The 12,691-nt window shown below is 39.8% G+C and carries 9 protein-coding genes; 5 read left to right on the forward strand and 4 right to left on the reverse strand.

Going from position 1 to position 12,691, the window contains the following annotated elements:
* Positions 1-712: 712 nt before the first annotated feature.
* The 4 genes from thrA (at position 713) to MXE38_RS11025 (ending at position 6,237) form a co-directional block, all read left to right on the forward strand.
* On the forward strand, positions 713-3,178 hold the full coding sequence (gene thrA, locus MXE38_RS11010) for a bifunctional aspartate kinase/homoserine dehydrogenase I (protein ID WP_246914837.1): 2,466 nt from the start codon (positions 713-715) through the stop codon (positions 3,176-3,178).
* Positions 3,179-3,270: 92 nt separating this feature from the next.
* The gene (gene thrB / locus MXE38_RS11015; protein WP_246914840.1) at positions 3,271-4,260 is read left to right on the forward strand and encodes a homoserine kinase; all 990 of its coding nucleotides are present in this window, start codon (positions 3,271-3,273) and stop codon (positions 4,258-4,260) included.
* 44 nt (positions 4,261-4,304) lie between these two features.
* Positions 4,305-5,600 carry a threonine synthase gene (thrC, locus tag MXE38_RS11020; protein ID WP_246914843.1) on the forward strand — a complete coding sequence of 432 codons (1,296 nt, stop codon included), beginning with the start codon at positions 4,305-4,307 and terminating at the stop codon, positions 5,598-5,600.
* Between the two features lie 169 nt (positions 5,601-5,769).
* On the forward strand, positions 5,770-6,237 hold the full coding sequence (locus tag MXE38_RS11025) for a low molecular weight protein-tyrosine-phosphatase (protein ID WP_246914846.1): 468 nt from the start codon (positions 5,770-5,772) through the stop codon (positions 6,235-6,237).
* 224 nt (positions 6,238-6,461) lie between these two features.
* On the opposite strand, the gene MXE38_RS11030 is transcribed toward MXE38_RS11025, so the two are convergent.
* Together MXE38_RS11030 and MXE38_RS11035 are read right to left on the reverse strand one after the other, a co-directional pair.
* On the reverse strand, positions 6,462-6,689 hold the full coding sequence (locus MXE38_RS11030) for a type II toxin-antitoxin system Phd/YefM family antitoxin (protein WP_246914849.1): 228 nt from the start codon (positions 6,687-6,689) through the stop codon (positions 6,462-6,464).
* 239 nt (positions 6,690-6,928) lie between these two features.
* Complete coding sequence (locus MXE38_RS11035) at positions 6,929-7,564, reverse strand: MBL fold metallo-hydrolase (RefSeq protein ID WP_246914852.1); 636 nt, start codon at positions 7,562-7,564, stop codon at positions 6,929-6,931.
* A gap of 1,584 nt (positions 7,565-9,148) precedes the next feature.
* On the opposite strand from MXE38_RS11035, the gene MXE38_RS11040 reads away from it, so the two are divergent.
* The gene (locus tag MXE38_RS11040; RefSeq protein WP_246914855.1) at positions 9,149-11,392 is read left to right on the forward strand and encodes an MATE family efflux transporter; all 2,244 of its coding nucleotides are present in this window, start codon (positions 9,149-9,151) and stop codon (positions 11,390-11,392) included.
* Between the two features lie 98 nt (positions 11,393-11,490).
* On the opposite strand, the gene MXE38_RS11045 is transcribed toward MXE38_RS11040, so the two are convergent.
* Positions 11,491-12,120, reverse strand: coding sequence for a hypothetical protein (locus MXE38_RS11045; protein WP_246914858.1), 630 nt, complete (start codon positions 12,118-12,120; stop codon positions 11,491-11,493).
* A gap of 48 nt (positions 12,121-12,168) precedes the next feature.
* The coding region (locus tag MXE38_RS11050) for a hypothetical protein (protein WP_246914861.1) at positions 12,169-12,691 on the reverse strand (523 nt) is incomplete at its 5' end.

A 12,691-nucleotide genomic window follows, 5' to 3' on the forward strand; every position in this document is an offset into this window, starting at 1 on the left:
TCAAACAACTATAAGGGATGCATAGATATAAGGAGTGAATTTAAATAGCAGTTAGTGATTACTAACTAGCAAAAGGGGCAGGTGTGCAGGCAGGTAATTATTTATAAAAAATTAGTTGACATGATCACTTTGCCTTGACTAGCTCTGATAGGTGGTTGGTTAGTTAGTCTTGTTGAGGCTAGTGATTATTTGATGAGCTCTAAGCTTGGCTTCTAAGAGTAAGAGTAAGTTTTAGTGCATATCTTGGGTGGGCGATAAGGGATTGCTTTTTTGGCCTAGGGTGGTAATGCTTTGTTTTAGGGCAGTTATGGGAGAGTTTTGGGGGATTTGTCTGGTTTTTATGATAGTTTTTCTTATAGATACTTGCTTTTGAGGCATTGCTTTAAATTGAGGCAGAGATGCCCAAGATGGACGCACTATAGTGCCTTATTTAAACGCTCTTGACAAAATTTAGGAAAAACGCCGACAATAAGTTCTTAGCTATGTAAGCCCTAATTTGGGGCGTTAGTAATACATAGCATATGATTTGGCGTTTATTCCTACATGTTGTTGTTTTGTGTAGGTTTCTAAGGTTAGTACAAAAGCACTTTTACTTCCTTCTGCCTGAACATAAGCCAGATCTTAGCTTTATTTGATTGTCATTATGAGCTTAAAGATCGGTTGGGTGGTTGTAAAGTAGGGTGCTTGTTGCTTTTTATACGGAGTAGATTTTATGCGAGTCTTAAAATTTGGTGGAACTTCTGTCGCTGATGCGCAACGTGTTATTAATGTCTCTGAGATTGCTATTAACACATCCATACAAGTTCAGACAGCTTTAGTCTTATCTGCTCCTGCTGGTGTGACTAATATTTTAGTATCCATGTTAAAAAGTGCGTTAGCTGGTAGTGATTGTAAAAACGAGTTTAACGCCTTAGACCAAATCATTCGCCCTTTAATTACTAATCTTTCTGCTCAATATCCAAAGTTTGAAGGTGAAAAGGTATTAGCTTTTTACGAGGATATTGTAAGTGAGTTACAGCGTCGTGTTAGTGGTATTACCCTTTTAGGTTCTTGCCCTGACCCTGTGGCTGCTTATATTGAATGCCGTGGCGAGGCTCTTTCTATTGCCATCATGAGCGAGTTATTGCGTGCTCGTGAGCAGCAGGTGCAAGTAATTGACCCTGTAGAGATTTTAGTATGTGATGGCAAATTCTTAGAGTCATCAGTTGATATTGAGGCTTCTATTGAGCGCTTTAAGCGTTTGACTATCGATCCAAAAGCTATTGTATTGATGTCAGGCTTCTGTGGCGGTAATCGTCAAGGCCAGTTAGTACTGTTAGGCCGTAATGGCTCTGATTACTCAGCCGCTTGTTTAGCTGCTGTTTCTAAGGCTCAATGCTGTGAAATTTGGACTGATGTTGACGGTGTTTACAGCTGTGATCCTAGAGCTGTTCCTGATGCCGTATTGCTACGTCGTATGTCTTATAAAGAGGCTATGGAGCTTTCTTATTTTGGTGCTAAGGTGCTTCACCCACGTACCATTACTCCAATTGCTCAATACCGTATCCCATGCTTGATTAAGAACACCTTAAACCCACAAGGTGAGGGTACTTTAATTTCCGAAGAAACTGATCGTAACTTAATTACCAAGGGCATTTCTGACCTTAAGAATGTCTCTATGATCAATGTCTCAGGCCCTGGTATGAAGGGTATGGTAGGTATGGCTGGCCGTCTGTTTAGCTGTATCAGCCGTGCTAATGTTTCTATTGTTCTTATCACCCAGTCATCTTCTGAGTACTCTATTACTTTCTGTGTGCACTCTGAGGATGCTTTTGCAGCACGTAGTGCCATTGAAGAGGAATTTAAGCTTGAGCTTAATGCCCACTTATTAGATCCAATTGAGATCCAAGATAAGAAGGCTATTATTAGCGTAGTTGGCGAAGGCATGAGAACAGCCAAGGGCGTTTCCTCTAAGTTCTTTAGAGCTCTAGCTCAGGCTAATATCAATGTTAATGCTATTGCTCAGGGAAGTTCTGAGCGTTCTATTAGTGCTGTAATTGATGGCTCCAAGGTCTCTGAGGCTGTCTTTAGCTGCCATACTGCTTTCTTTAGTGGCCGACAAATTATTGATCTTATTATCGTTGGCGTGGGCGGTGTTGGTAGTGCTTTATTAAAGCAAATTGAAAAGCAGCGTGATGAGCTTAAAAAGCGCAATGGTATTGAGATTCGTGTTATTTGCGTAGCCAACTCTACTAGCTTTGTTAAGGATCCTGTAGGTCTTAAGATAGAGCAAGTAGAGACTATGCTCAAGGGTAGCCAAAATGGCCCATTTACTATTGAAGAGGCTAAGCGCTTAGTAGATGATTCTCACTTAGTAAACCCTGTATTTGTTGATTGTACTTCTTCTGATAGTATTGCTCTTTCTTACTTAGAGTTAATGCAAGCTGGTTACCATGTAGTGACCCCTAATAAGAAGGCTAATACTAATAGCTACGAGTACTATACTGGTTTACGTAATATTGCTCAAAAGTGCCGTCGCAAGTTCTATTATGAGGCTACTGTAGGTGCGGGCTTACCTGTAATTAACACCTTACAAAACTTATTAGCCGCAGGCGATCGTCTCATTGAGTTTAATGGCATTATGTCAGGCACCTTATCTTATATCTTTGGTCTCTTAGATGAGGGTAAGAGCTTATCTCAGGCTACTAAAGATGCTTATGAGCGTGGTTATAGTGAGCCTAACCCTCGTGATGATTTAGAGGGTATGGATGTAGCACGTAAGCTATTAATCTTAGCCCGTGAGTGTGGTTACAAGTTAGATTTATCTGATATTGAAGTTGAGTGCCCTGTTGATGTTAAGTACCTAGAGGGTAATAATGCTCAAGAGGTATTAGAAAACTTAAAGGGCGCTGATGAGGAATTTGCCAAGAAGGTTGAGCTAGCTAAACAAGAGGGTAAGGTTTTACGCTATGTAGCAACCATTAAAGATGGTGGTAAGTGCTCTTGTGGTATTAAAGCTGTAGGCCCTGAGGATCCTTTATTTAAGGTAGTAGGTGGTGAAAATGCTCTATCCTTTACCTCAGCTTACTATCAGCCAATTCCATTAGTAATTCGCGGTTATGGTGCAGGTACTGAGGTGACTGCAGCTGGCGTGTTCTCTGATATCTTACGTTTACAAAACTGGACTCGTGAAGCCTAGTTCTAGGCGCTCATCGACCATTGTTGATTAGGGTTAAGCTCTATTAGTTGATGGAGCTTAACCTTATGAGGTCATGAATTTAGGAGCTTATTATGTCTAAGGTTTATACCGCCTATGCGCCTGCCTCTTCTGCCAATTTATCGGTAGGCTTTGATTTATTAGGTATTGCTGTTCGTCCTATTAATGGTCAGCCATTAGGTGACTTTGTTAGCTCACGAGAGCTTGATAAGGATGAGGTCGGCAATGCTGGTTCTAATTTACTATTAAAAACAGAGGGTCGCTATGTTAATAAATTGCCAAGCGATCCTAAAAAGAACATTGTTTTTGATGCTTATGAGCTTTACCGCTCTAAATTACAAGCCAAGGGATTAGAGGCTAAACGTCTTGAGCTAGTGCTCCAAAAGAATTTACCTGTATGCTCAGGTTTAGGTTCATCAGCCTCCTCTGTAGTAGCCGCAGTATTAGCTATTGATGCCATTCATGATAACTTTTTAGGCGAAGATGGCTGTATGCAAATGATGGGTGAGCTTGAGGGTAAAATTTCAGGTTCCATTCATTATGACAATGTAGCCCCATGCTATTTAGGTGGTATGCAATTTATTATGAATGAGGGTGGCCATATTAGCCAAAATATCCCTTATTTTGATAATTGGTATTGGGTACTGTGCTTCCCAGGCATCAAGGTTTCTACCTCAGAGGCCAGAGCCATTTTACCTGCTCAATATTTAAGACAAGATGTGATCACCTTTGGTCGTCGTCTTGCTACCTTTATGCATGCCTCTTATACCAAGAATGAAGCTTTAGCTACCTCATGTTTAGTAGATGTAGTAGCAGAGCCTTATCGTGCTTCCTTAATTCCTGGTTTTGTGGAGGCTCGTGAGTATGGCAGTGCTATTAGTGCTTTAGCTACAGGTATTTCAGGCTCAGGTTCAACTATTTTCTCTATTTTCAATGATTTAGAGTCAGCTCAAAAGATGAAAGAATATTTAGAGCGCCAATTCATTGCTAATGAAGATGGTTTCTGTCATATCTGTAAAGTTGATCCAGAAGGCGCTTTTGTCGATAGTGCCGATAATATGTAATTAAAAATTTATTAAATTTAGCGCCTGATAAGAGGATTAAAGTTGTGGAATTAGTAAATTTAAAAGATTCAAGTGAGCGTGTTTCTTTTGCTCAAGCAGTAAAGCAAGGTATTGGTAAAGAGCAGGGCCTCTTTTTCATGGAGCACATTAAGCCATTTAGCGCCCAAGAAATTGATGAGCTCTTAGATTTAGATTTAGTACCTCGCTCTTGCAAAATTTTGCGCCACTTAATTGGCAATGATGAGATGCCTACTTTGGAATCTATTATTGCTGATGCTTTTATTTTTAAGGCTCCATTAGTTAAAGCTGATGATAGATCATACTGTTTAGAACTATTCCATGGCCCTACCTTAGCTTTTAAGGACTTCGGTGCTCGCTTTATGGCTCGTGTCTTATCATCTATTATCGGCTCTGATAAGTGCACTATTTTAACTGCTACCTCTGGAGATACTGGTGCTGCGGTAGCTGATGCCTTCTATCATCAAGATAAGATTGATGTAGTAGTGCTCTATCCAAAGGGCATGGTATCCCCACTTCAAGAAAGCTTAATTGCTACTTTAGGTGACAATATACATGCTGTAGAGGTAAATGCACCTTTCGATAATTGCCAAGACATGGTTAAGACTGCTTTTGATGATGTTCAGTTGAAGGCAGCGGTTGGTTTAAATAGCGCTAACTCTATTAACATTAGCCGTCTCTTAGCTCAAATTTGCTATTACTTTGAAGCTGTAGCTCAATTAGATAAGGCCAGTCGTGATAAGGTGGTATTCTCTGTACCTTGCGGTAATTTTGGTAATATCACAGCAGGCTTAATTGCTAAGGCTTTAGGTCTTAAGTCCCGCTTTGTAATTGCTTGTAATGCCAATGATACCGTGCCTCGCTACTTAGCATCAGGCAATTGGGAGCCTCATAAGACTATTGCTACTATTTCCAATGCTATGGATATTAGCCGTCCTAATAATTGGCCACGTGTTGAGGCCTTATGTAAGATGATGGGCTGGTCTTTATCTGACTTTGATTATGGCTCAGTATCTGATGAGACTACTAAAGAAAATATGAAGGCTCTTTATCAAAAGACTGGTTATGTGCTTGAGCCTCATGCTTCTGTTGCTCACAAGGTCTTGTCTGATAACTTAAAGGATGGTGAAGTTGGTATTTTCTTAGGTACAGCTCATCCTGCTAAGTTTAAAGAAGAGGTGGATGCTACTTTAGGTATCGACTTACCTTTACCACAAGTATTAGCTGATCGCATTAATGTTGCTAAGCAAAAGAAACTTATGGATGATGACTTTGCAACTTTAAAGAGCTATATGCTTGATGAGCTTAAGCTCGGCCAGTAATTAATAACTGACCCACATATTACTAAAACTGCCTAAAGCTCATAAGCTTTAGGAAGAGAGAAAAAAGGCCTAAGGCGAATAAGCTTTAGGTCTTTTTTGTTAGATTGTAGGTGAAAATCAGGTACAATCTAGCTTAGGATTTTTCATTTTGTTTTAGGATGTAAGGGGCATGATCAAAGTTTTATTTGTATGCCATGGCAATATTTGTCGTTCGCCAATGGCTGAGTTTTTATTTAAAAAGATGGTTGCTGATAAGGGCCAGTCTAAGCTTTTTGAGATCGCCTCTGCTGCCACCTCTCAAGAGGAAATAGGCAATGGTGTCTATCCTCCAGTGTATAAAATGCTCACTAATATGGGTATTGATCCTAAAGCTAAAAAGGCTCGTCAAATTACCAAAAAGGACTTAGATTATTACGACTTTATTATTGTCATGGACAATAACAATTTACGTAATTTAGATCTGATGTTTAATGGCTATGGCGAGGAAAAGGTTCATAAGTGCTTAGACTTCTCCAGCCGCATGGGCTGTGATATTGCCGATCCTTGGTATACTCGTGATTTTGAAGCTACCTACAATGATCTTATGGAAGGTTTAGAGGCTTTCTATAATACTTTAGTAGAAAACGGCATGATTTAATGAAAAAAGGCCTGATTTAAAGATCAGGCCTTTTGGTAAACGCAGAATAATTAACTAGTGCGACGTTCGCTAATTGTTTTTAGTAAAGAATAGGTAATGTCCAAACATTGTAGTATGTGGACACAAATCCCTCCAGCAGTTGTTCCTCACAAAGGCTTAAGACCTTGCAGGAATCTTCAACGAAAGACTGTCGTTCCAGCAGTACGTCAAGGATGATGTTGGTATCACACATGATCTTCATATTTTGACAACCGCTCCTCCCGTAAAGAATCCAAGTCAATGACTGAAGGGACGTTTTTCAGCATCCCGCGGAGGGAATCAACAGCGGAAAAGTGGGGATTGATTACCTTGGCGATGGTTTTGCCATTGCGGGTAATGAAAATATCCTCTTTCGTGAGCATATCCAGGTATTTGTCAAAATTAGTTTTAAATTCGTCAGCAGTCACGATCATAAACGACTCCTCTTTTCCTTTGAGGTCATTTTTATTATGTGCGATTTATGGTGAAAATCGACATAAAGCGAGCGAAATTAAAAAAAATCTATACAGAATGCAGGAACCGCTGGCACAATCACTAAAGGCCCATGGGCTTGCCTATAGGAGGTGTCAGTAGGCAATTTAGAGAATAGCATGATTTAATGAAAAAGGCCTGATTTAAAGATCAGGCCTTTTAATTAACGCAGAATAATTAACTAGCGTACATAAGGATTAGAGGCTTTTTCCTCACCAATGGTAGTGTCTCCCATATGGCCGCAGAAGACATCAGTAGAGTCTGGTAAAGTAAATAACTTAGTCTTAATAGAGTTGATTAAGTCAGCAAAGTTACCACGTGGGAAGTCAGTTCTGCCTATAGAGCCAGGGAAAAGAGTATCGCCTACAATAACAAAGTTCTCTTCTTGACAGTAATAGCACACACCACCAGGAGTATGACCTGGAGTATGTAAAACCTTAAAGCTAGCATCATCAAAAAGCTTTAAGACCTCACCATCACCAACATATTCACACTCAAAAGAGCCTGAATTATCAATGCCAAACATTTGAGCTTGTTGATTAAGGCTTTGTAGCAAAAATTCATCATCACGATGTGGGCCATAGACCTTTACCTGAGGGTAGTGATCTAATAAATCTTTAGTACCGCCTACGTGATCTAAATGAGCGTGAGTCAATAAAATAGCTTTAAGCTTAAGACCTTGTTGCTCTAAAACGCTAATAATTAGTTGAGCATCACCACCAGGGTCAACCACTACAGCATCGCTAGTTTCTTGATGAGCCAAGATACGGCAATCTTGGGCAAAAGGTGTTACCTGTAAGGTCATAATATCAAGCATGACCCAACTCCTTGTCAAAATGTACCAAAAGATAAATACAGCCCAATTATTTTAGCAAACAAAGCAGATATTAATAGCACTTTAATCGCCTCAAACAAATGTGCCCAGCGGCAAGCAAATAGCAATCCTAGCCATTATTAGAATTAGCAAAATAGCTTGTTAATAGGTTAGTTAATAGGTTAAGAGCAGTACTGTAAGCAAATACGCAGTTAACTGAATAAAACAAACAATCAAAACTCATAACATCCATCACCACAAACAAATGTGCCCAGCGGCAAGCAAATAGCAATCCTAGCCATTATTAGAATTAGCAAAATAGCCTGTTAATAGGTTAGTTAATAGGTGAAGAGCAGTACAGTAAGCAAAGACGCAGTTAACTTGATAAAACAAACAATCAAAATTCCTAAGAGCCAGCATTACTTTCTTTAGGGTGAGTTTGGAGAGGTGGTTTGGTTTAGCTTTGGTTTTTTTTGAGGGGAGTTGGGGCTGATGTGATTTGGGTATTATTTTTGAAAAGTACACTAAATTAACTTTTTTAGAATTGGAGGGTTGGAGGTGGATAATCTAGTAGCATGCTAGATGGAAAAAGTTTATGGGGTGTAGTTGTAAATAAATTGTTATACAAATTGTGTATAAATGGCTTGAGGTTGCGGGCTTTTTCTATCGATAATAGCTTATATAAGTGCTTTTTTAAAAAATGTGTGTTTATTTTTAAATTTCCTTATTAAAGGATAATAGAGTGTAATTTATAAATAGTTGATAATATTTATCAAATACTTGTCTTGATTTTGGCTCTTTGCTAAGCTGAATACGTAAGTAGAAAATGCACTATTTTAAACTACTTACGAGCATTTGACGCTTGCATTTTGCGTATTAGTGCTCATGGGTATGATTAGGTAAACACTTAGTCACGCTCAATGGCGTTAGCCCTCATGGCACATCTCATGTAAGAAGTTCCGTGAGAACATGAGGATAACTAACACCCAAGCCCCCTAGGCTTTTACAGGCTCGTCTCGCCTGGCCTGTCAAACTCTCAAAGAGCCTAGTTTCTTTTCGACCAATGTCAAAGCGACATACCTCATCGCATCTACTGAGGTAGTTTTCTTTGTCGCTGCGGGCCGTGTCAACGCCTCTACTTAGACAAATCAATGGTTTAGCTGACCATTGCAGCTGTGGCTTAGGCTTTACGCCATAGTGGTTGTCGTTTGTATAAGTAGTTTCTATAAAAAGTCTGAACTCTAACTTAGCAAGTGAAACCAAGCGCAGTTAGTCATCAGAAAATTTCTTTATCTTCGCCGTGGTAGCTTGCTTAAGCTTGAGCAATTGGCTTTATTGCCATCATGCACTACGTGTGTCTTTAACACATTAGCATTACCTTTAGTTTTATTTGTGTTGTTAGCAGCATAAATGGGCTTAAATTACAGTTCTTATTAGGTAGTTTTTGTGTAGTTGTCGTGTAGTCGTCTCTTTCTTAAGTATGGCCTTACCATAGTATTTACAGGTATTTACTGTAATACCTAACATCATAACGAGCTCTTGATTTTGCTTGCTTACCAACTTGCTTAATAAACAAGGAGGTTAAGTATGAGCAAGATGAATCTTAACAACATGCTTCGTGTCACTAAAGAAAAGCGTGTCAACTCTTTACAGGTTAAAAACTGTGCGGGCGTAGTAGGCAATTCTAGTTTGCTTGCACCTCAAGTTAAAAATAAGCCTTATAAAAAACAAGTTAAAAGTGCTTTGGCAGCCTCAGTCCTTCAAGAGGGTGGTGTTAATCCAAGTGCTGTGGCTAAAAATATGGCAGCTCTTGCTCAAAGCAATAGCAAAGCTCAAGAGAGAGCCAAGCTTGAGGATCATGTGCCTAATATCGTAGCTGAGGCCAAGGCTATTAGTGCTGATAATGCTAATGGTATTAATAGCGTAGCTAGTGACGCTAGTGCAGCTGGTAAAACTGGTGAAGCTGGCGCTGCTAGAGAGGCTATGCCTGTAAGTTGCAGTGTTAGAGCTCAAGATAACAAGATAGTAGAAGTTGCTAACAACAACGTTTCTTTAAATAGCATGCAGAGCGCTAACCAAGATGCTGCCGCTAAAGCAGCAGGCACTACTGTGGCAGCTGTAGAGACTGGAGCTAGTGTTGCTACTAGCACTACTGATAGTAAGGATGACCTTGAGGCTGCGACAAGCAGTGAGGTGGGCTTAAAGCAAGATGGCTCGGTTGAATCTATGGTGGAGGCCTCATTTGATGCCAATAATATTAACAGTGAGGTGAAGCTTCGTAGTCTCAAAGACAATAAGAGCATGGCTAAGGTGGCTACTAAGACAGCTCTTGATGTGGCTACCAAGGCAGCTAGTAAAGCGGCTAGCAAGGCTGGATCAGCTGCTAGTAAAGCTGCTAGCACCGCAGTAAAAGTTGCCCAAAGCGCAGCGCAGTCGGCTCCTGTTAAAAAGCTTGCGCAAAGAACTTTCTTTGCTCAAATAGTTCATACCTTAAGTTTATTCTTGCCTTTATTTATGGGCCAGTTAGCAGCCACCTCTATGGGGGTAGTTGATACTGTTATGGCTGGCGCTGCTGGTACTTTAGAGCTTTCAGGTGTGGCTATTGGTAGCTCCATTTTCTGGCCATCTGAGTTATTTGTAGTAGGTATGGCTTTAGCTATTCATCCTTTGATTGCTAACTTAGTAGGTAATGGTCAGCTTTATAAAGTTGCTTTGCGGATGCAAGTAGCTACTGTTTGTACCTTAGCTTGTGCCGCCATTATTGGTGTCATTATTATGCTAGTGCCTTTGGTTTACCGCATGTTCCCATCTGTTGATCAGGACATGGTAAACATTGGTCAGGGATATTTGATTGCGGTGGGCTTAGCTATGCCTGGCTTTGCTATGTTTAATGTCTTACGTGCCTATTGGGAGGGCTTGGGAAAAACTGGTCCGACCTTAATGTTTGGTTGCATGGCCTTAGTATTAAACATTCCTCTTAACTATATTTTCATTTTTGGTCATTTAGGTATGACTGCCTTAGGTGGTGTAGGCTGTGGTGTAGCAACAGCACTGTCCATTTACTTTACTGTGATTGGTATGTTGTTCTATGTCAAAAAGAGCCCTGCTTTTGCCAAGGTTCGTATTTACCAAAAATGGGAACCTATGTCTTGGTCTCAATGCTGGTCATTCTTAAAGCTTTCGCTACCTTTAGGTATTGCAGGCATGATTGAGACTTTATGCTTCTCCTTAGTTGCCATTATGTTATCTCCATTTGGCCCTGTGGTAGTAGCAAGTCATACTATTGCGATGAACGTTTCAGGCTTATTAGCTATTGTGCCAATTGCTCTTAGCTCAACAGCTTCTATCGAGGTAGGTGAGGCTATGGGTACTAATAGTTGGTCTCATGCCCGTAAGAGAGCTTTAAGCTCTACTAGTTTAGCTGTAGCTTTCTATGTCATTGGTGCTAGTGTGCTCTTCTTTATGGGTGAGCAAATTGCGGCCTTATACTCAGATGATGCTGATGTATTGTTGCTTGCACCAGTATTAATGATGTATTGCGTAGTGTTCTTCTTCCCTGAGACTTTACAGGTAATGGCTATTGGTATTTTACGTGGCTTGAAGGACTCTCGTACTATTTTCTTGGTCACTATTGTGGCTTACTGGATTGTTGGTATGCCTATTGGCTATTCCTTAGGTTATGGCTATTTAGGTGATGCTTTAGAGGGCGCAGAAGGCTTCTGGCTTGGCTTTATCTTCTCTCTTACTTGTGCCAGTGTACTTTTAGGTGGCCGTTTACTCTACTTATTTATCAAAGAGAAAAATCCAGATACTACTGCCCGTTCATTCTAGAAATAAAGACTTAGTGCTGGTATTTGGTATATAGATTAGCTTAGGTAGACCTCGTCTTGAGGTCATAGGTTGGCCCTACTCAGTAGAGTAGGGCTTGTTTATTTTTTGATGTTTTTCAGATCTTTACTAAGCTCTTCTTTGACCTCAGCAATAAGGTCAATAGCCATATTATTAAGAGAGTAATTGTCAGCTAGGCTATTGCCAGTAGCTTTAGGATTAGTGTGGTTGCTACCGCCTAAACATTGAGCACTTTGTGCGCTTTGAGCACTAAGGGCATGTCTTGCCAGAGCTGATTCTAGGTTAGTTTGGTTGCAAGCAATCATGGCATTAGCAAAGACCTCAGGTTCTAAGTTAATATGAATTTTAGGCAACTTGTTCTCCCATGATGGAGGAAGAGCGCTTTTAGGTGCTAGATCATTAAAGCTTTCTTTATGCTTTTGCTTTTTTAACACAGAACAAGAAGCCCCTGGCTCATAATAGTACTTATTAGGAGCTGACTGGGGAGAGTTAATGTGTCTTTGGAAATAATCAGAGGCGTGATCAAAATATTGTGCCACTAAATTTTTGGAGTCTAAAATCTCATCTATTTTAGCTTGAGCTTGTTTTATAAAGTTCAATCCCGAGTGAGAAAGTTCATGGGTAATTTTGTCGAGTGACTCTTGGTTGTTGAGCTCATTGAGGACTTTCTTTACTAAAGTACTAGTGGTTAAATTGAAAACCCATTGCACAAAAAACACTAACCAAATAAGCCAGTAAGCGTATGCTAACAGCACAGCTTATTGGCTAATTTGATTTGCGTCTTTGTTTCTATAGAACGAAGACGGAATATGAGTACATGCACGCATTGCATCATCAAGCCTATCATACAACTTATTAGAAAACTCTTGAGCTATCTTTTTTTGCTCAGCGAGCTTATTAGACCACTCTTTTCGAAGTGCTCTAACCTTATTAATCAGGTTTACAATTTCCTTTCGGATACTGCAAATCCTATCAGAATTAAGACCTATTTGAGCGTTTAGTTTCTGTCTTTTGGCAGTATCTTCGCTACTTTTCAATTTGCTCAGAACATTTTTGATTGAATTGTTTTCTTTGTGAAGTTCTGTTCTTTTTTTCAATAAAGATTTTAACTTATCAATGTTTTGCTCAAGCTTACTTTCAGAGATTGGTTTTGTCTTACGTGGCTTTTTAGGGACAGAATCAATCACACGAGAGTTAACAGGTTGACAAGGGATTTTATCCACCTCTTCCTGATTTGCTTGCTCATTGGATATGCCATAATCATTTTTTACTAAATGAGGA

The organism is Anaerobiospirillum sp. NML120448 (assembly GCF_023050945.1).
Lineage (GTDB): Bacteria > Pseudomonadota > Gammaproteobacteria > Enterobacterales > Succinivibrionaceae > Anaerobiospirillum.

What these genes read in the sequence shown, in the direction of transcription:
- thrA (WP_246914837.1), top strand. Translation starts at nt 713, where the DNA reads ATGCGAGTCTTAAAATTTGGTGGAACTTCTGTCGCTGATGCGCAACGT.
- thrB (WP_246914840.1), top strand. Translation starts at nt 3,271, where the DNA reads ATGTCTAAGGTTTATACCGCCTATGCGCCTGCCTCTTCTGCCAATTTA.
- MXE38_RS11025 (WP_246914846.1), top strand. Translation starts at nt 5,770, where the DNA reads ATGATCAAAGTTTTATTTGTATGCCATGGCAATATTTGTCGTTCGCCA.
- MXE38_RS11030 (WP_246914849.1), bottom strand. Translation starts at nt 6,689, where the DNA reads ATGATCGTGACTGCTGACGAATTTAAAACTAATTTTGACAAATACCTG.
- MXE38_RS11035 (WP_246914852.1), bottom strand. Translation starts at nt 7,564, where the DNA reads ATGCTTGATATTATGACCTTACAGGTAACACCTTTTGCCCAAGATTGC.
- MXE38_RS11040 (WP_246914855.1), top strand. Translation starts at nt 9,149, where the DNA reads ATGAGCAAGATGAATCTTAACAACATGCTTCGTGTCACTAAAGAAAAG.